The following is an 18,587-nucleotide window of genomic DNA, read 5'->3' on the forward strand; positions in this document are numbered from 1 at the left end:
GCTATAGCTTCTCGACGGTCGCGGCGAGGACGTAGCCGACGCCGCGCTCGGTGACGATCAGGCGCGGCGCGCTCGGATCCACCTCCAGCTTGCGCCGCAGCCGCAGGATCTGGACGTCGATGCTGCGGTCGAACACGTCCTCGTGGACGCGCGTGGCCTGCAGGAGCTGCTCGCGGCTGAGCGGGCGCTGGGGCGCGTCGAGGAAGGCCACCAGCAGGGCGTACTCGCCCTTGCTGAGCGCGACATCCGCGCCGTCGGGATTGGTGAGGCGCCGGCGACGCCGGTCGAGCACCCAGCCTTCGAAGCGGCTGCGGTGGGATTCCTGGACCCGCGCCGGGGCGGGCGCCACCTCGGCCCGGCGCAGGATGACCCTGACCCGCGCGAGCAGCTCGCGCAGCCCGTAGGGCTTCACGAGGTAATCGTCGGCGCCGAGCTCGAGGCCGATCACCCGGTCGATCTCGTCCCGGCGATGGCCGGTGGTGATGATCACCGGCAGGTCGCTCCTGGCCCGCAGATCGCGCAGCAGGTCGAGCCCGTTCTCCGAGCCCAGCCGCAGGTCCAGCACGACGAGGTCGAATTCGGCCTCCGCGAGCCGCTTCTCCGCCTCCGCCCGGTCGGTCGCCGCCGTCACGGCGACGTCGTGGTCGGCGAAGTGGTCCGAGACGATGCGCTGCATGCCCGCGTCATCCTCGACGAGGAGGATGCGGGTCGTGCCGGCGCGCGCGCTCCGACCCTGACCCCGGTCCAGACTGGATTCGATCATGGCCACCTCCGCTTCGCGGCGGCCCGCCGCGACGGCACGATCTCGACGCGCCGGTTCGGGGAGCGGGAGGAGCGTCCGGTCGGGCTGATAGCGCCACCCGGATGTCCTTCGCGTCCGTCGCCGGCCCGCCCCGGCGGCCAATCTGGGCGCGTCCGGTCATCGGGCCTTACACGGCTGAGTTGATACCACGCCCCCTAAAAGATTGCGCGCTTCATATTGTGCGTGACAGCACAGCGCGAGCATTCGTCCCGGCACGTACCGTATCGAACAAACGAGAACGCCACCGTTACGGCTGTAACCGAGATCATCTTGTTGAGACACCGGGATGTAACCCGCGGAAACCAGGATCGTGCTCTCACAATAGAGAGGTGATCATGACTGACGCCGCGATCCCGGAGATCGGTCCGCACCTTCACCGAAATCTCTGCAAGTCCGAGCCCGACTGTCGGAAGCCCGCCGCTGGTCTTCCCGGTCCGTCGGGACGCCCGGCGCGGGAGCGCGGCGGCCCGGCTTCGTCCCCGATCGCCGCGCCGCGACCGGTGTTCGCCGGCCACGGACGATGGCTGCTCGACGCGCTGGTGTTCAGCTTCGCATTCGGCGGGTGCATTCACAGTATCCACCCGGACTACGTCGATTTTCTGCGCGATATCAGCAGCAGAAATCGGCACCGAAGCTGACGATCCTGCCGTCCAGATCTCCACGTCGTCTTTCAGACCGTTCCAGGGAGGTCAGCTGAGTCGCGGCCTCCGCGCGCCTCCGCGCGCGATCATCTCGGGACATCCAGATCATGTCGCTCAACGTCCTCTGCATCTCGTGGGGCACCACCGGCAATCTCAGCCCCGTGCTCACGGCGGCCCGGCAGCTGCGCCGGGCGGGGCACCGCCCGCGCGTCATGGCCGACCCGGCGATGTGCGGGGAGGTCGCGGCGGCGGGCTTCCCGTTCGTCGGCTGGCGCCGCGCCCCGACCGGCCTCGACGCCGACCCGGCCGATTTCTCGGATCTCGCGGACTGGCTGCGGCAGACGATGTTCTCCCCGGCCGGCGCCTACGCGGCCGACACGCTCGACGAGATCCGCCGCCTCCCGACCGATGCCGTCCTGAGTCTCGACCTCCTGCCCGGCTGCGCCCTGGCGGCCGAGGCGGCCGACTTGCCGCACGCGGTCCTGTCGCCGCATATCAGCATCCGCCCGCTCCCCGGCATTCCGCCCGCCGCGAGCGGCCTGACGCCGCCGCGGACCGAGGCGGAGCGGGACGCGGTGGACGCGGCGACGGCCGCGATCGTGTCGGCGATGGAGCGGGGCCGGCCGGCGCTCAACGCCGCGCGGCGCGCCTTCGGGCTGCCGCCGGTCGCCAGCGCCTTCGCCCATTTCGATCGCGCCGACCGCGTCCTGCTGGCCGTCAGCCGCGCCTTCGACTTCGACACGCAGGCGCTGCCCGCCAATTACCGCTACATCGGCCCGCTGCTCGACGAGCCGAGCTGGTCCCGCGGGACGGGGCATGGGTGGTCCGGTTCGGGACGGCGGCGGATCCTCGTCGCCGGCAGCACCGGCGCCCAGAACCAGACCGACCTGCTGCGGCGCGTCGCGCGCGCCGTCGGCGCGGTCGAGGCCGAGACCATCGTGACGACCGGACCGAATGTCGGGCCCGCGGACCTGGCCGCCCCCGCCGCCGTCCGGGTCGTGGCGGCCGCCTCCCACGACGCCCTCATGGCGCAGGCCGACCTGGTGGTGTGCCAGGGCGGTCACGGGACGGTCAGCCGCGCCCTGCTGCACGGCGCGCCGCTGCTGGTGATCCCCCTGGCCCGCGACCAGGCCGACAACGCCGCCCGCGTCGCCCTGCGCGGCGCCGGCCTGCGCCTGCCCGCCGACGCGGGCGAGGCCGAGATCGCCGCGGCGGCGCGCCGGCTCCTGGCGGAGCCGGGCTTCCGCAGGGCCGCCGCAGTTCTCGGGGCGGCCGTGCGGGCGGATCTCGACGCGGGCGGCCTCGTCCGCGAGATCGACGCGATGGTGGCGGCGCGCCGGGCCTCCGTGGACCGGGGCGGCGCCCGGGGCGGAGACCGGCTTTGGGCCTGATCCGCGCGCCCGCGCCGGCGCGGCCCCGCATCCGCCCCGGCTCGGCCGCCTTCTCGGCGCTCCTCGGGCTGCTGGCGGCGCTCCCGACCTTCGGGATCGACATGATCCTGCCGAGCCTGTCGGACACGGCGACCGCGCTGCACGTCCCGGCCACCGCGATGGGCGCGGCCCTGGGCGTCTACCTGCTCGGCTTCGGCGGCGCGCTGCTGGTCTACGGCCCGGTCTCGGACCGGCTGGGCCGCAAGCCGGCCATCGTCTGCGGCTGCCTCCTCCTCGTCGTGGGCAGCCTCGGCTGCGGCGCGGCGCGGACGCTGCCGGACTTCCTGCTGTTCCGGGCCCTCCAGGGAATCGGCGCGGCGGGCCCCGGCATGGCGGTCCTCGCGATGGTCCGCGACCTGTTCGAGGGCGAGGCCGCGCGCGCCCGGATGTCCTTCGTCGTCCTCACCATCAACGTGGTGCCGATGGTGGCCCCGACCGTCGGCGCCGGGCTGATGGATCTCGGCGGCTGGCGCCTGATCCACGCCGCGCCGGTCGCCGCCGCCCTGGCGGCCCTGGTGGCGATCCGGCACATCGACGAGCCCCTGCAGCGGGCCGCGGGCCCCGGGCCGGCCTCGGGGATCCTGCGCGGCTATGGGCGGATCCTGGCGAGCCGGGTCTTCCTCGGCCACGCCCTGTGCAACGCCGCGGCGGCCGGGGCGGTCTTCGCCTACATCACCGGCTCGGCGCTGGTGTTCGTCGACGCCCTCGGGCTCAGTCCGCTGGCCTACGGGCTGGTCTTCGGGGCGAGCTCCCTGTCGGTGATGGTCGGCGCCTTCCTGAACGGGCGGCTCGCGGCCCGGGGCGTCCCCCCACCGCGGGTGATCGCCGCCGGCCTCGTTCTGGCGACCGGCGCGGCTTCCCTGCTCCTCGTCGCGGCGCTCGCCCGGCCGCCCGCGGGCCTGCCGGTGGTCGCCGCGATGGTCGGCGTGGCCCTGGCCTTCGGCCTCGTGTCGCCCAACGCCGTGCACGGCGCGACGGAGCGAAGCCCGGAGGCGGCGGGCGCGGCCAGCGCCGTCGCGGTCTTCCTGCAGATGCTCGGGGCGGCCGTCGCCAGCGACCTCGTCGCCCGGTTCTTCGACGGCCGGTCCGCCCTGTCGATGGCCGCCGTGATGCTCGGCTGCAGCCTCGCGGCCGCCGCCGCCCACGTGGGTCTCGCCCGGCCGGCGCCCCGCGCCCCCTCCCGACCCTACGGAGAACCCGCATGCACTTCGATCCGCCCCCCTGGCAGCCCCTCCACCTGACGCGCGACGGCGGCCGGCTCGCCCATATCGAGGCCGGGCCGCTCACCCCCGAGGGGCAGCCGCTGCTGCTGATCAACGGCTGGACCGGCGATCACGGGATCTTCACGCCGCAGATCCGGCACTTCTCGCGGACGCGCCGCGTCGTGGCGGTCGACCTGCGCGGTCACGGCGCCAGCGACGCGCCGGAGCGCGACTACACCGTCGCGGGCTTCGCCGAGGACGTCGCGTGGCAGAGCCGGACGCTGGGCCTCGCGAAGCCGATCGTCATCGGCCACAGCTTCGGCGGCGCGGTGGCGCTGGAGCTGTGCGGCCGCCATCCCGACCTCGCCGCCGGCCTCGTCATGATCGACTCGATCGTCCTGCCGTCGGCGGACGCGGCGGGCGGCGCCGCGATCGAGGGGCTGCTGGCGGGCGTCGGCGGCCCGGATTACCGGTCCGTCGTGCGGGAGATGGCCTGGGCGATCGGCGGCGCCTACGACCACCCGGCCCGGCGGAAGGCGATCTTCGAGACCTTCATCCTCGGCCCCTGCCAGCGGACACCGCAGCACGTGGCCTACGCGGCGCTGCGCGACATGGTGCTGGCCCACGATCCCGTCCCGGCCGCGCGCGCCTGCCGGGTCCCGATGGCCTACATCTCGGCGGACGTGCCGCTCGTGGCGGAGGCCCGCGACCTCGACCGGCTGCGGGAGCTCTGCCCGCAGCTCGTCACCGCCCAGACGCTGCTGGCGGGCCACTTCAACACGATCGAGGTGGCCGAGCAGGTCAACGCGATGATCGAGCGCTTCCTGGCGGTCGGCCTGCGGCCGCGCGCGCGGTAGCGGGACGCCGCGGGACCAACGCCCGTCAGGCGGGGCGGGCCCCTCCGCGGAGGCCGTCCCGCGACCCGTCGCGCGGGGCGCGTCAGGACGCCCGACCGGCCTCCGTCCGGTCGCCCAGGAGGCGCCGCGCCGACGAGATGACCTGGAGCGTCTGGGAGCTCAGCTGCTCCTGGCGCGCCCGCTGCTCGTACTGTCTCAGGCGGACGATCAGGCCGTCCTCGTCCGGGATCCCGTGGTCCATACCGCCGATCACGAAGTCCGTGATCGTCCGTCGGAGCAGCGTCTCGAAGACGTCGTCCGTATTCGCCAGCCCTGCAACCATGAGGACTTCTCCTTCTGCGAAGCGGCGCCTTTTTCGAAGGGTCAAGTTACGGCATGATTTCGGAACATCTCACACACCATCCGCGCGGCGACCGGCGTGCTCTTCCGCACAAGGCGGCCGCGGCGGCGACCGGGCCGCCGGCGCGCCGCATGTTATGGCTGTAATGTTCGACCCAGCTCCCGCAATCATCCTGTAGTCCGGGCTTCCGAGAGTTCTCGCGCAACACAGCAGCGAGAACGCACAGATGAATGCGACCGAAGATCTGACGCGGCAGGCAGGCCCGACCGGCACACCGAACCGCGTCCCGACCGGCGTCCCGACGCTCACGGTGGCGGAGCTGGAGGCCGACCCGCACGGCGTCTACCGCGCCTGGCGGCCGCGGCTGCCCTTCGTCGGCCACGAGGTCGCGGGCGTCCTCGTCCTCCGCGCCCGCGACGTCGACCTGCTGATGCGCGACCCCCGCGCCCAAGCCACGGAGACGCTCTATCCGGAGTCGCGCGCGATCCCCGAGGGGGCGCTGTTCGACATCTTCGCGCACGGCATGCTCACGGCCAACGGCGCGGTCCACCGCCGGCGCCGTTCGCCCTTCACCCGCACCTTCGCGGCGCGCCTGATCGAAGGCCTTCGGCCCCGGATCCGCGTCGCCGCGGAGGGCCTCGTCCGCGACTGGCTGGGGGACGGGGAGGTCGACCTCGTCGCGCGCTACACCGCGCAGATCCCGGCCCAGGTCATCGCCGACATCCTCGGCCTGCCGCGGGACGACATCCCGCGGTTCACGCACCTCGCCTACGAGGTCTCCCGGGTGCTGAGCTTCACCTTCGGACCGGAGGACATCCCCGATCTGGAGGCGGCGGCGGTCGCGCTGCAGGACTACGTGGCCGGGATCCTCGCCGCGCGCCGGTCGGCGCCCCGCGCCGATTTCCTGTCGCGCTTCCTCGCGGAGACCGAGGCCGCCGGCGAGCTCACGCAGCAGGAGGTGGTGATCCAGCTCGTGCAGATGATCATCGGCGGCACCGACACGACCCGGGTCGCCGGCGCCATGCAGGTGGCGCTGCTGCTGCAGCATCCCGAGCAGTGGGCGGCGGTCAGCCGCGATCCCGACCTGATCCCGGCCGCGGTGGCGGAGTCGCTCCGCTACGAGCCGAGCGCCGGCTCCGCCGGCCGGGTCGCCCGGGAGGACATTCCCCTCGACGGGCACGTCGTGCCGGCCGGAAGCCTGATGCTGCTCTCGACGCTGTCGGCGATGCGGGACGAGACGGTCTACGCGCGTCCCGACACGTTCGACATCCGGCGCACCGACCTCCCGCGCCTCCACCCGGTCTTCGGCGGCGGCGCGCACCGGTGCATCGGCGAGGCCCTGGCGCGGGTCGAGCTGGAGGAGGGACTGGGCGCCGTGCTGCGCCTCGCCCCGCGCCTGCGCCTGACCGGCGCGATGCCGGTCCTCCGCGGCCACAGCGGCATCCGCCGCATCGACGCGCTGCGGGTCGCCGCCTAGCGCCGTTCCCGACCGGATAGGGACGGCGGCGCTCGCCGAGCCCTTCGCCGCGCATAGCGAGGTCCCTCTCCCGCACGGGAGGGGGACCAGGGCGCGGCTGCCTCGACCGGAGTCGCCGCCCCTCCGGACCGCTGCGACCCTGTCGCGCCGTCTCCCGCGCGTCCGACGCGCGCCCGTTGCAGCCGTAGCCGCTTCGGCCCCGCGCCGCAGCGACGCCGTAACGGACCGCCCCCAGCCTCGCTCCCGGACGCCCCGGCGATCGCGCCGCGATCGCGGCGCCCTCACGCCCCCCACGGAAAGGACAAGCGATGAAGGTCCTCCTCTGCTCGACGCCCGCCACGGGCCATCTCAATCCCCTCCTCGCCATCGCCCACATGCTGATCGCGGACGGCCACGAGGTCATGGTGCTCTCGGGCTCGGCCTTCCGCGACCGCATCGTGGCGGCCGGCGCCCGCTTCATGGCCCTGCCGGGCGCGGCGGATTTCGACGGCCGCGACCTCCGCGCGGTCGTGCCCGAACTGGCCGAGATCGCGCCGGGACCGGACTGGCTGCGCGTCGCCATGGAGCGCGTGTTCGTCGACCGCATCCCCGACCAGGCGCGCGGCCTGCGCGCGGCGCTCCGGGCCTTCCCGGCCTCGCTGGTGATCGGCGACGACATGTTCTTCGGCGCCCTGCCGCTGCTGCTGGGGCCGCGCGCGGAGCGCCCCGCCATCGTCCTGTGCGGCACGTCGATCCTGCACTGCGCGCGGCCCGACCGGGCTCCGGCCTTCCTGGGTCTCCCGCCGGCCGAGACGCCCGAGCAGGAGGCCGCCTACGGCCGCATCGCCGAGGCCTACGAGGCGGCGGTCGACCGGCCGGTCGGGCTGAGCCTCGCCGCCAAGCTGGCGGAACTCGGCCGGGCCGCCCCGCCCTGGCCGCTGTTCGACGCGGTGGTCCGGCTCGCCGACACCTACCTGCAGCTGACCGTCCCCAGTTTCGAGTACCCGTTCCCGCTGCCGCCGACGGTGCGCTTCATCGGGGCGCTGCCGATCGTCCCGGGGCAGGCGGCGCTCCCGCCCTGGGCGAGCGACCTCGACGGCGCGCGCAAGGTCGTGCTGGTCACGCAGGGCACGGTCGCGAACCACGATTTCGGCCTGCTCGTCGGCCCCGCCCTCCGGGCCCTCGCCGATGAGCCCGACATCCTGACCGTGGTGACGGGCGGCGGCCGGGGGCTCGACGCGATCCCCGGCCCGATCCCGGCCAACGCGCGGCTCTCGCCCTACCTGCCCTTCGAGTGGCTGCTGCCCCGGGTCGACGCCATGGTGACCAACGGCGGCTACGGGAGCGTGAACCAGGCCCTGAGCCACGGGATCCCCCTCGTCGCCGCCGGCCTCACCGAGGACAAGGCCGACGTGAACGCCCGCATCGCGTGGTCGGGGGCTGGGATCGACCTCGCCGCGAATGACCCGACGCCGGAGGCGATCCGGAAGGCGGTGCGGACCGTGCTCGACGCGCCCGGCCATCGCCGGGAGGCGCGGCGCCTCGCCGCCGAGTTCGCCGCCTACGACGCGAAGGCCGAGATCCTGCGGCTCCTGTCCAGCCACGGCGGCCGCGCGCGCAGCGCCGCCTGAGCGTCCGCCGCACCCGGCGCGGGACCGTCCCGGCGGGGACAGCCCCCGCATCCGCGCCCATCACGGCACCCGGTCCGGCGGACCGGATGCCGTTCGCGTGTCGGGGCGACCATTGGGGCGACTGTCGGGGCGACGAGCCCGGACCCGGGTCACGACCGTCCCGGCAACGATCCCGCGCCCGTCCGTTGTTCGCGCCGCATGTCTGCTGTCATTGTTTTCCGATCCGCCGAAATCGCGGTGAAAGATCGGAGTTTTACTTCGGACGCTCCACCACGAGGAGCACGAGATCATGATCTCACACCGCACACGGGCCGCCGCAGCCACCGCGCTCGGGACGATGCTGACAGTCCTGGCGGCCCCGACCGCCGCGCCGGCGCAGCCGGTCCCGCGCTTCGCGCAGCCCGACGTCCCGAGCGTCGCGGCGATCGCCCGGACACGCCCGTTCCGGACGGATCTAGACCTCCGCTCCCCCGCCGTGGAGCGGGAGCATTCCCGGGCGCAGCGCATCATCGCCCGCGTCTGCTCGCGCTGCTGATGCCCGCGATGGCGCTGCGGGAGCCCCGCGCGGACACGGCGGACGCCTGTTCCGGGCTCGCTGGCGGTGTCGGGCGACGGGCGCGGGCCGTTCCCCTCCGCCGACACCTCGCCGTCGCGGCGGCGGGGCGCGGCCAGCTCCTCGCCGCAGCGCCGCTGCCGCTGCTCCTGGCGCTCGCGGCCACGACGACGCCCGAGCCCGTCACGGTCGGGCTCGGCGGGCTCGCCCTGGCATGGCTCTCGCTGCGGGTGCAGCGCCTGCGCGGCGCCGCGTGCGCCGCGACGCGGCAGCGGAACAACCTCGCGCGCCTGACCGCGCCGACGGTCGCCCGATGGGTCGCCGAGACGGATCGCGCCGCCCGACGCCCCGGCTGGGAGCAGGAGGCGACGGTGCTCTTCGCCGACATCCGCGGCTTCACCCGCCTCTGCGAGGGCATGGCGCCCGGCGAGGTCGCGGCGTTCCTCGCCGCGTTCCGGTCCCGCGCCGCGCGGGCGATCGAGGCGGCGGGCGGCTTCGTCGACAAGTTCGTCGGCGACGAGGTGATGGCGGTGTTCGGCGTGCCGGACGCGGCGCCCGGGGATGCCGGTCGCGCCGTCGCGGCGGCCCGCGCGCTCGCGGCCGCGATGGCGACCTGGAGCCGGGAGCGCGGACAGGCCGGCCTGCCACCGGTGCGGGTCGGCATCGGGCTGCATCGCGGCCCGGTCTTCATCGGCGTCATCGGGGCGGAGCGGGTCGAGTTCACGGCAGTCGGCGACACCGTCAACGTGGCCCATCGGCTGGAACAGATGACCCGCGCGCTGCCCTGCGACTGCCTCGCCTCCGAGGCGGTCGTCCGGGCGGCGCCGTCCGGCGGGGCGCGGATCGTCGCCGTCGGGCCCGTGCGCGGCGGCCGCACCGTCCTGCGCCTGTTCACCCTCCGGCTCGATCCGGCCGGGACGCGTGCGGACCGAACCGACGCCTCCTGAAGACCCGGCGGGGCAGGGGGCGGCGAACGCGTCCCGTCCCGCCGCCGTTCCGGATACCGCCCTCAGACGCGGGGCCGGTCGGCGAGGTCGTCGAGGTCGACGCGCCGGGTGATCCCCAACGCGTCCAGGAAGGCCGCGTCGTGGCTGACGACGAGCAGCGCGCCGTCATAGGCCGCCAACCCGGCCTCGAGGGCCTCGACCGCGTCCAGGTCGAGGTGGTTGGTCGGCTCGTCGAGGATCAGGAGGGGCGGGGGCGCGCGGTTGCCGAGCACGCAGGCGAGGGCGGTCCGGACCCGCTCGCCGCCGCTCAGCGCCGCGACGGGGCGGTCCGCGGCCGCCGCCCGGAACTGGAACCGCGCCAGTGCCGCCCGGCACCCGTTCGCGTCCTCCTCCGGGTTGAGACGCGCGAAGTTCTCCGCCACAGTCCGGTCTCGGTCGAGGAGGTCGAGGCGCTGGTCGAGCAGCGCGGCGCGCCCCCCGACCGAGACGCGGCCCGACCACGGGCTGAGGCGGCCGGCGACCAGCGCGAGCAGGGTCGACTTGCCCGAGCCGTTCCGCCCGCAGAGGGCGACGCGCTCCGGACCCGTGACCGCGAGGGACACGTCCCGCAGGACCGGCTGACCCGGCCGGTAGCCGACCGTCACGTCGGTGAGCGCGAGGACGCGCCGGTCGGCGTGGAGCCCGCTCGGCGGGAGCGCGATCGCGGCCGGCTTCACCGCCGCGATCCGGTCCCGGGCCTCCGTGAGATCGGCCTCGGCGCCGGCGCGCTGGCGCTCGGTGAGGCGCGCGCTCCCGCCCGCGGTCCGCTCCGCGTTGTCCCGGCGAGCCCCGGCCAGGATCCGGGGCAGGTCCCCCTTCGCGGAGCGGCGGTGCCCGGCCGCGTCGCGGCGCTGCTGGCGCTCGACGCGCTCCTGCGCCCGGCGGGCGAGGTCCGTCGCCCGCTTCTCGGCGACCGCGAGGTCGTGCTCGGCCGCGGCGAGACGCGTCGCCTTGGCCTGCCGGAAGGCGTCGAAATTGCCCCGGTAGCGGGTCGCCTCCCCCGGCGCGAGGTCCACGATCGCGTCCATCGCGTCGAGCAGGGCCCGGTCGTGGCTGACCACGATCGCGCCGGCGCGCCACGCCTGCAGAAGTTCCTGGACCGCCCGCCGCCCGTCGCGGTCGAGATCGTTGGTCGGCTCGTCGAGGAGCAGGAAATCCGGCGCGGCGAAGATCGCCGCCGCCAGCGCCGCGCGGGCGCGCTGCCCGCCGGAGAGGCGCCAGAGCGGCGTGTCGGGGTCCACCGCCACGCCCATCCGCGCCAGCGCTCCCGTCAGGCGCTCCGCGAGCGTCCAGTCGGCGGCGGCGAGCTCGTCGGCCTCCGCCGCACCGGCCTCCGCGCGGCGGAGCAGCGCCAAGCCCGCCGTCGCGCCGAACAGGTCGGCGACGGTCTCGTCGGCGGTCGGGCCCGCGAACTGGCGCAGCAGGGCGACCGTGCCCTCGCGGTGGATGCTGCCGCCCGTCGGCGCGAGGCGGCCCGCCAGGAGGTTCAGGAGCGTGCTCTTGCCGGCGCCGTTGCGGCCGACGATGCCGGTCCGCTCCTGCCCGAAGCTGGCGGTGATGCCGGAGAGGACGGCGCGCCCGTCAGGCGCGGTCCACGCGAGGTTCAAGAGGGAGAGCTGTGCTGGCATGCGGAGAGACGGTCCTGGCGGCAAGGCGGGGCGGCGTTGCAGTCAGGGTCAGTCTCATCGGCGTCTCGGCTCCGTCGGGGGGCCTCCGTAGCGCCGGTCGCGGCCTCTCGCAACGCCGCGGCCGTCGCTTTTTGCGGCGGGATGTCACAAACCGGGATGCTGCATCGTCCTGTCGCCGACCGGGACGCCGGAGCGGCAGGGTGCCCCTCGGCCCGGTCCGCGCGGGAGACAGACGTCATGAAGATCGTGGTGATCGGCGGCAGCGGGTTGATCGGCCGGCATCTGACGGCCGAGCTGGAGCGCGCGGGCCATGAGGCCGTCCCGGCCTCCCCGAGCACGGGCGTCGACGCCGTGACCGGCGCCGGCTTGACCCAGGTTCTCGTCGGCGCCGACACCGTGGTCGATGTGGCGAACGCGCCCTCCTTCGAGGAGGCGGCGGTGCGCGACTTCTTCGAGCGCTCGAGCCGCAACCTCCTCGCCGCCGGCCGGCAGGCGGGCGTCAAGCACCATGTCGCCCTCTCGATCGTCGGCGCGGACCGCGCGGACGGCAACGGCTACTTCCGGGCGAAGGTCGCGCAGGAGCGGCTGATCGCGGCCTCGGGCCTTCCCTACACCATCGTCCGCGCCACCCAGTTCTTCGAGTTCGTCGCGACGATCGCCGAAGCCTTCGCGGTCGGGGAGCGGATCCTCGTGCCGGACGCGGATTTCCAGCCCGTCGCGGCGGCGGACGTGGCCGCGGCGCTCGCCGCGGTGGCCGTCGGCGCGCCCGCCGACGGGACGATCGACGTCGCGGGGCCGGAGCGGCTGCCGTTCCGGGCGTTCGTCGCCCGGCGCGTGGCCGCCGCCGGCGACGGCCGCGCGGTGACGGTCGACGCCGCGGCCCGCTACTTCGGTGCCGCGCTGGCGAGAGGCTCCCTGGTCCCCGACGACGCGGCCGCGGCCCGCCTCGGGGGTACGCGCTTCGAGACCTGGCTCGCGACGGCATGACGGGACCCGACCTTCCCCGCGGGCGGGCTCCGCCCCGACGCGATCAGGCCTCCGGTCCGGTCATGCCGCCGGGGCACGGGGACGGGACCGCCGCCTTCGAGGCCCACCGTCCCCGGCTCCTGCGCATCGCCTACCGCATGCTCGGCTCGCGCAGCGAGGCCGAGGACGTCGTGCAGGACGCGTGGCTGCGCTGGGTCGCCGCGGACCGGAGCGGGGTCGCGGCGCCCGACCGGTTCCTCGCGCGCGTCGTGACGCGCCTCTGCCTCGACCAGATCAAGTCGGCGCGCGCGCGCCGGGAGAGCTATGTCGGCCCCTGGCTGCCGGAACCGCTGATCGAGCCGCCGGTCGAGCCGGGGGCGGACGGCGTGGACGAGGACGACCTCACGCTGACGCTGATGCTCGCGCTCGAGCGGCTGTCTCCCTTGGAACGCGCGGCCTTCCTGCTCCACGACGTGTTCGGCCTGCCGCTCGGCGACGTCGCGGAGACGCTCGGGCGGGCGGCGCCGGCCGTGCGCCAGCTCGCGGCGCGCGCCCGCCGGAACGTCCGGGCCGCGCGCCCGCGCTATCCCGTGACGCGCGACGAGGGCGAGCGCGTCGCCCGGGCGTTCTTCGAGGCCTCCGCGAGCGGCGATGTCGCGGGGCTGCGGACTCTGCTCGCCGACCGCGTGACGCTCGCCTCGGACGGCGGCGGCAAGGTGCTCGCCTTCGTCAACCCGATCCGGGGGCTGGAGCGCCTGCTCCGGCTCTACGCGGGCGCGCGGCGCAAGTGGGGCGACGGCCGGGCGGCGCTGGTCGGGTTCGTGTGGATCGACGGGCTTCCGGGCTATGTCACCCGCGAGCGCGGCGGCCTCCTGCAGACGACGGCCCTCGCGATCGAGAACGGCCGGGTCGACGCCATCTACATCACGCGCAATCCCGACAAGCTCCGCCACGTCGCGCGCGCCGTCGCGGCCGGCCCGGGACCCGGCAACGCGGGCGGGCCTGCGGCGCGCCGGTCTTGACGATCCGCCCCGCGGCGCGGCTTGCATGGCGCGCGGCGGGCCCTCGCGGCGCCGCTGGTGAAACGACCCACGCGGACTGATCAACCATGCCGGCGCGCCCGCTCGTCCTGTTTCCCGATCCCCGCCTGACGCGCCCGGCCGAACCGGTCGACGCGTTCGACGCGGCCCTGCGGGCCCTCGCCGACGACGTCCGGGACACGCTCATGGCCGAGAGCGCCATCGGCCTGACCGCCCCGCATATCGGCGTCCCCGCGCGCCTCGTGGTGGTGCGGATGTCGCCGGACGAGAGCGCCCGCGTCTACGTGAACCCCGTCGTGTCCTGGGCGTCCCCCGACACGGAGGCCCACGACGAGGGCAGCGTCAGCATGCCGGGGGTGCGCGAGCGGATCACCCGGGCCGCCCGCATCCGCCTGAGCTACCGCGACCTCGACGGGTCCGCCCACGAGGAGGAGACCGAGGGCTTCCCGGCCGCGGTCCTCCAGCACGAGATCGACCAGCTCGACGGCGTGTTCTGGATCGCCCGCCTGTCGCGCCTGAAGCGCGAGCGACTGCTGAAGCGGTTCGGGAAGGGCCGGCCCGCCTGATCCGGTCGGGGCTCGCGGCGGGCGTCGGCACCCCGCCGCGGCGCGCTGGTAGAGCCGGCGCGGGGCGGGCTACCATGGGCGCGACCTCGCCGACCCTCCGGACTCGTCCCCTCTGAACGGACCCTGCGCATGCATCCTGCCGTGGCCGCCGCCAACGCCTTCAGGGCGGTTCATGACGCCGGTCAGGTCCCGGACTACGAGCGCATCCTGCGGCAGGGCTACAGCCGCTTCCTCGCTCCGGGGGATGTCGTCGTCGACGTCGGCGCCCATACCGGGCTCCACCTCGTCGCGTTCGTCGACATCGTCGGCCCGACCGGCAAGGTCCACGCCTTCGAGCCGATCCCGTTTCTGATGAAGGATCTGGTGGGGCGTTTCGGCCGACGACCCGAGGTCGAGCTGCACGACCTCGCCCTCTCCGACGCGGCGGGGCGCACCGATTTCACGGTCGCGAGCGTGCCCGGCGAGAGCGGGCTCCTCGCCCGCTACTTCAGCAGTCCCGCCATCACGTCCAAGACCATCAAGGTCAGGACGGAGAGGCTCGATACCGCCCTCGGTCACGTCCCCGCGGTGGCCTACATCAAGATGGACATCGAGGGCGGGGAGTTGAACGCTCTGAGCGGCGCGGCCCAGCTCCTCCGGCGATGCCGCCCGATCGTCAGCGTGGAGTACGGCTGGGCCGGCTACTCCGCCTACGGGCACGCGCAGGATTCCCTCTACCGGTTCGCCGAGAGCCACGGCTACATCTGCGCGGACATCACCGGAAACCTGATCGACGATGCGAGCACGTGGCTCGCGGTCAGCGACTACGTGACATGGGATTTCTTCCTCGTCCCGCAGGAGCGTCGAGCCGACTGGGCCGCTCTGTTCGCGCGCCGCCCGGAGCCCGGACCCGCGTGATCCGGACCCGCGTGCTATGGACCCGGGCGGAACGGCGCGGCCGGACCGTCCGCGCGGCGGAACAACGGCTCCGCATGGTGCGTTGCACGCTCCCACCTCTAGGCCGTCCGGCGCGGCCAGCCACCCACCGTGCCCAGTCCCGAAGGTCCACCAGGATCGCGCGCAGGGTATCTCAGATCAACCCGCGTGAAGGGTCGTGACCGTGCCGAACTCGCGGCAGCCGTTTCAATCCTCGTCCGCCGCCAGCGCGCCGCTGGCGAGCCTGCGGCGTGGGTCGGGCCAGCTCTTCGAGAGCGAGCGTCGCCTCAACGCGGTCCTCGACAACGCCTTGGTGTCCATCTTCCTGATGGATGACCGCCAGCACTGCATCTACATGAACCGCGCCGCCGAGCAGTTGACCGGCTGGACGCTGCGGGAAGTCCTCGCCCGCGATTGCCCGCTGCACGACATCGTCCACCACACCTACCCGGACGGAAGGCCCTTCCCGCTGGAGGAGTGCGCGATCGACCGCGCCTTCCCGGAGAACAATCAGGAGCGCGGCGAGGAGGTGTTCGTGCACAGGGACGGGCACTTCTTCCCCGTGGCGTTCACTGCCAGCCCGATCCGCGACGACGCGACCAACATCATCGGGACGATCATCGAGGTCCGCGACATCAGCGAGGAGAAGGCGGCCGCCGAGCGCCAACGCCTGCTGATCAACGAGCTCAATCACCGGGTGAAGAACACTCTCGCCACGGTGCAGTCGATCGCCGCGCAGACCTTCCGCGGGCAGACGGACCAGACGACGCGCGCCGTCTTCGACGCCCGGATGGCGGCCCTGTCCAACGCCCACAACGTGCTGGTCGAGGACAATTGGGAGAGCGCCAGCCTGCGCGGCGTGGTCGAGCGCGCGCTCGCCCCCCACCTTTTGGCAGAGGTCGATGCCGGCCGTTTCCGGTTACAAGGGCCGGACGCGCGACTGCACCCTAAGGTGGCAGTGACGCTGGCAATGGCCCTCCACGAGTTGATGACCAACGCGGCGAAGTACGGCGCCCTGTCGACGCCCGAGGGCGGGGTCGCGGTGACCTGGTCCCTTCACGATCGCGATGACGGCCGTCAGCAGCTCGACCTGCTCTGGGAGGAGCGGGGTGGCCCGCCAGTCACGCCCCCGACCCGGAAGGGGTTCGGCTCACGGCTCATCGAGCGGCAATTGCCGCTGGAGTTCGACGGCAGCGCGGCGATCACCTTCGCGCCGGCGGGCGCGACCTGCCAGATGCGGATCCCGCTGACCCGGCTCGGCTGGATCGGCCAGGAGGCGGTCGAACGGCCGCGCGCGCCATGACGCCGCTCGCCGGACGCCGGATCCTGCTGGTCGAGGACGAGAGCCTCGTCGCCATGCTCGCCGAGGACATGCTGCTCGACCTGGGCTGCGAGGTCGTGGTGGCGATGCGCCTCGAGCAGGCCCTGGCCCATGCCCGGACCGAGGCGTTCGATCTGGCGGTGCTCGACGTGAATCTCGGCGAGGCGCGCAGCTACCCGGTCGCCGACCTGCTGCTGGCGCGCGATACGCCGTTCCTGTTCGCCACCGGGTACGGGCAGCACGGCCTGGACGCCGCCTATCAGGCGGTTCCGGTGCTCCAGAAGCCCTACCAGGCGGCGCCGCTCGAGCATCTTCTGCTGCGCCTGTTGAGCCGTGAGGGGCCGAACCGCACGGGCCCGACCGGCCTGCCACCCGCCTGCCGCTGTCGGGCGTCCGAGCCCGCCCACGGGCAGTTCCGCGCCGATCCGATCCGCTGAGGCGCCCGGGCCGGCGCGGGACCGGAGCGACCGAGTACGGCGCCGACCGGCGCGGAAGGGCACCACCGTGATCGATCTCAACACGGCGACGGCCGAGGAGCTGGACAGCGTTCCGGCACTCAAGGGCCACGGCTTCGAGATCGTGCGCTACCGGGAGGAGCGCGGCCGGTTCACCAGCCTGCGGCAGCTCGACGAGGTGCCGGGCCTCAGCGGCAAGACCGACGGTGTCGCCGATCAGGTCACGATCGCGGACAGTCCTTAGCGCCGGTCCCGACCGGTCCGGCGCGGATCTCGGTCAGGCCCGAGATCCGTCGGGAGAGGTCTGCTCTCGCGGAGCGCCCGGTCGGGGATCAGGTCCGTCCGGACGAGGCACATCCGGACCCAGCGGCTCCACCACGCGCTCCACCTCGAAGCGTCCTGCCGCTCCCCAACGCCCTCCCGCACGGGGGAGGGGGCACGGCGCGGCTGACATGCTTTCGCCGCCTGTCCGTGTGATGGGCTGCGCGAGCGGCGTGAAAGCCGCGCGGGTCGACGACGCCCGCGCAAGCCCGAGCTTCGAGAAGCAACGATGGACATGCAGGTCGAGAAAGCCCAGGGCCGGCCTCTGAAAGGCATCGACCGGAACAAGGTGATCGCGCAGTCGCTGCGGCAGTTCGCGCGCCTCCCGGGCCTGCCCGACACCAAGAAGGGCGTGCGCTCGTACCAGAGCCACGTCAAAAGCGACCCCTGGCTGCCGCTCCTGTTCGTCGTCTGCTTCGTCCTGCCGACCCTGGCCGCCGGGATCTACTACGGGCTGATCGCCTCCGACCGCTACGTCACCGAGGCGCGGTTCGCGATCCGGCCGACCATCGGCACCGCCGACAAGGCGACGCCCGACACGGTCGGCACGAATGCCGGTGTGATCAAGGCGACCGTCGCCCAGGAAACGCTCATCGCGCAGGAATACATCCACAGCCGGCCCATGGTCGAAGCGGTCGCGGCGGAACTCCCGATCCGCGCGTGGTTCGGTCGGGACGACATCGACATGTTCTCCCGCTTCAACCCGGAGAAGCCGGTCGAGAAGTTCCTGCGGTACTGGCGCCGCCGGGTCGACGTCGACGTCGAATCGGCGTCCGGCATCATGTCGCTGACCGTCGAGGCCTTCGATCCCGACGAGTCGCTCGCCATCACCAAGGCGGTCATGACGGATACGGAGCGGATGCTGAACGACCTCAGCCTGCCGTCCCGGAAGGACGCCCTCGACGTGAGCACGCGCGTCCTGAAGCTCGCGGAGGAGCGCGAGGCCAAGGCCAACGCCGCCCTGAACGAGCTGCGCAACCGCGAGGGCGTGCTCGACGTCATCAAGTCGAACACCGCCACCATCAAGTCGGTCTCGGAACTGCGGGAGACGCGCACCAAGCTCGCCGTCCAGCTGGCGGTGCTCCAGCGGGACCTCGGCCCGCAATCCCGCAGCATCGTCGACCTGAAGCAGCAGATCGGCGATCTCGACGCGAACATCGCGCGGGTCCAGCAGCAGCTGGCCGGCACCGCGCCGACCGAGAAGCGGCGCCTCTCGGACGCGCTCACGCGGTTCGAGGATCTCGAGCACGAGCGCGAGAATGCCGAGAAGTATCACCGCGACGTGCAGCTGGCTTATGACCGGGCCCGCATCGTGGCCCAGCAGCAGGTCGTGGCCCTGGTGCCGATCGTCGAGCCCATCAAGGCCGGGTCCTCGACCGAGCCGCGCCGCATCCTGATGACGAGCATCATCACCGCCGGCGCCGCCGTGCTGTTCGCGGCCGCGATGTTCACCCGCCGCATGCTCATTACCTGATCC

At 73.8% G+C, this 18,587-nt stretch carries 19 protein-coding genes; 16 read left to right on the forward strand and 3 right to left on the reverse strand.

Features of this window, described 5'->3' with window-relative positions:
• Position 1: 1 nt before the first annotated feature.
• Positions 2-763 (reverse strand): response regulator, encoded by a 762-nt coding sequence (locus tag ACLBYG_RS08330; protein ID WP_447681179.1) that lies wholly within the window; start codon positions 761-763, stop codon positions 2-4.
• Positions 764-1,137: 374 nt separating this feature from the next.
• Here ACLBYG_RS08330 and ACLBYG_RS08335 point away from each other — a divergent pair, with 374 nt between their 5' ends.
• The 4 genes from ACLBYG_RS08335 (at position 1,138) to ACLBYG_RS08350 (ending at position 4,932) form a co-directional block, all read left to right on the forward strand.
• Positions 1,138-1,440, forward strand: coding sequence for a hypothetical protein (locus ACLBYG_RS08335; RefSeq protein ID WP_447681180.1), 303 nt, complete (start codon positions 1,138-1,140; stop codon positions 1,438-1,440).
• Positions 1,441-1,550: 110 nt separating this feature from the next.
• Positions 1,551-2,834: a glycosyltransferase gene (locus tag ACLBYG_RS08340; RefSeq protein ID WP_447681181.1), complete on the forward strand. Its 1,284-nt coding sequence runs from the start codon at positions 1,551-1,553 to the stop codon at positions 2,832-2,834.
• A complete protein-coding gene (locus ACLBYG_RS08345; RefSeq protein WP_447681182.1) occupies positions 2,825-4,114 on the forward strand; it encodes a Bcr/CflA family efflux MFS transporter in 1,290 nt (429 codons plus the stop codon). Before ACLBYG_RS08340 ends, ACLBYG_RS08345 begins: the two co-directional genes overlap by 10 nt.
• Positions 4,075-4,932, forward strand: coding sequence for an alpha/beta fold hydrolase (locus ACLBYG_RS08350; RefSeq protein WP_447681183.1), 858 nt, complete (start codon positions 4,075-4,077; stop codon positions 4,930-4,932). Before ACLBYG_RS08345 ends, ACLBYG_RS08350 begins: the two co-directional genes overlap by 40 nt.
• An 82-nt stretch (positions 4,933-5,014) precedes the next feature.
• Here ACLBYG_RS08350 and ACLBYG_RS08355 read toward each other — a convergent pair whose 3' ends face one another.
• The gene (locus ACLBYG_RS08355; protein ID WP_056532465.1) at positions 5,015-5,254 is read right to left on the reverse strand and encodes a hypothetical protein; all 240 of its coding nucleotides are present in this window, start codon (positions 5,252-5,254) and stop codon (positions 5,015-5,017) included.
• 244 nt (positions 5,255-5,498) lie between these two features.
• Here ACLBYG_RS08355 and ACLBYG_RS08360 point away from each other — a divergent pair, with 244 nt between their 5' ends.
• The 4 genes from ACLBYG_RS08360 (at position 5,499) to ACLBYG_RS08375 (ending at position 9,859) form a co-directional block, all read left to right on the forward strand.
• On the forward strand, positions 5,499-6,749 hold the full coding sequence (locus tag ACLBYG_RS08360) for a cytochrome P450 (protein WP_447681184.1): 1,251 nt from the start codon (positions 5,499-5,501) through the stop codon (positions 6,747-6,749).
• A 308-nt stretch (positions 6,750-7,057) separates the two neighbouring features.
• Positions 7,058-8,359, forward strand: coding sequence for a glycosyltransferase (locus ACLBYG_RS08365; protein ID WP_447681185.1), 1,302 nt, complete (start codon positions 7,058-7,060; stop codon positions 8,357-8,359).
• A gap of 289 nt (positions 8,360-8,648) precedes the next feature.
• Positions 8,649-8,894 (forward strand): hypothetical protein, encoded by a 246-nt coding sequence (locus ACLBYG_RS08370; protein WP_447681186.1) that lies wholly within the window; start codon positions 8,649-8,651, stop codon positions 8,892-8,894.
• Positions 8,895-8,902: 8 nt separating this feature from the next.
• Entirely contained in the window at positions 8,903-9,859 is a 957-nt protein-coding gene (locus ACLBYG_RS08375; protein WP_447681187.1) for an adenylate/guanylate cyclase domain-containing protein, read from the forward strand.
• A 62-nt stretch (positions 9,860-9,921) separates the two neighbouring features.
• Here ACLBYG_RS08375 and ACLBYG_RS08380 read toward each other — a convergent pair whose 3' ends face one another.
• Positions 9,922-11,526 carry an ATP-binding cassette domain-containing protein gene (locus tag ACLBYG_RS08380; RefSeq protein ID WP_447681188.1) on the reverse strand — a complete coding sequence of 535 codons (1,605 nt, stop codon included), beginning with the start codon at positions 11,524-11,526 and terminating at the stop codon, positions 9,922-9,924.
• A gap of 237 nt (positions 11,527-11,763) precedes the next feature.
• On the opposite strand from ACLBYG_RS08380, the gene ACLBYG_RS08385 reads away from it, so the two are divergent.
• The 8 genes from ACLBYG_RS08385 to ACLBYG_RS08420 all read left to right on the forward strand — a co-directional run bounded on the left by ACLBYG_RS08385 (position 11,764) and on the right by ACLBYG_RS08420 (position 18,584).
• Positions 11,764-12,513, forward strand: coding sequence for an SDR family oxidoreductase (locus tag ACLBYG_RS08385; RefSeq protein ID WP_447681189.1), 750 nt, complete (start codon positions 11,764-11,766; stop codon positions 12,511-12,513).
• A gap of 62 nt (positions 12,514-12,575) precedes the next feature.
• On the forward strand, positions 12,576-13,514 hold the full coding sequence (locus ACLBYG_RS08390; protein WP_447681190.1) for a sigma-70 family RNA polymerase sigma factor: 939 nt from the start codon (positions 12,576-12,578) through the stop codon (positions 13,512-13,514).
• A gap of 86 nt (positions 13,515-13,600) precedes the next feature.
• On the forward strand, positions 13,601-14,098 hold the full coding sequence (locus ACLBYG_RS08395) for a peptide deformylase (RefSeq protein ID WP_447681191.1): 498 nt from the start codon (positions 13,601-13,603) through the stop codon (positions 14,096-14,098).
• A 129-nt stretch (positions 14,099-14,227) separates the two neighbouring features.
• Positions 14,228-14,995, forward strand: a complete 768-nt coding sequence (locus tag ACLBYG_RS08400; protein WP_447681192.1) for an FkbM family methyltransferase — start codon at positions 14,228-14,230, stop codon at positions 14,993-14,995.
• A 202-nt stretch (positions 14,996-15,197) separates the two neighbouring features.
• Positions 15,198-16,316 carry a sensor histidine kinase gene (locus ACLBYG_RS08405; RefSeq protein ID WP_447681268.1) on the forward strand — a complete coding sequence of 373 codons (1,119 nt, stop codon included), beginning with the start codon at positions 15,198-15,200 and terminating at the stop codon, positions 16,314-16,316.
• Complete coding sequence (locus ACLBYG_RS08410) at positions 16,313-16,771, forward strand: response regulator (protein ID WP_447681193.1); 459 nt, start codon at positions 16,313-16,315, stop codon at positions 16,769-16,771. Before ACLBYG_RS08405 ends, ACLBYG_RS08410 begins: the two co-directional genes overlap by 4 nt.
• A gap of 67 nt (positions 16,772-16,838) precedes the next feature.
• Positions 16,839-17,033 carry a helix-hairpin-helix domain-containing protein gene (locus tag ACLBYG_RS08415; protein ID WP_020092206.1) on the forward strand — a complete coding sequence of 65 codons (195 nt, stop codon included), beginning with the start codon at positions 16,839-16,841 and terminating at the stop codon, positions 17,031-17,033.
• A 306-nt stretch (positions 17,034-17,339) separates the two neighbouring features.
• Positions 17,340-18,584 carry a capsule polysaccharide transporter gene (locus ACLBYG_RS08420; RefSeq protein WP_020092207.1) on the forward strand — a complete coding sequence of 415 codons (1,245 nt, stop codon included), beginning with the start codon at positions 17,340-17,342 and terminating at the stop codon, positions 18,582-18,584.
• Positions 18,585-18,587 lie beyond the last annotated feature (3 nt).

The sequence above is a fragment of the Methylobacterium sp. D53M genome, assembly GCF_053345625.1.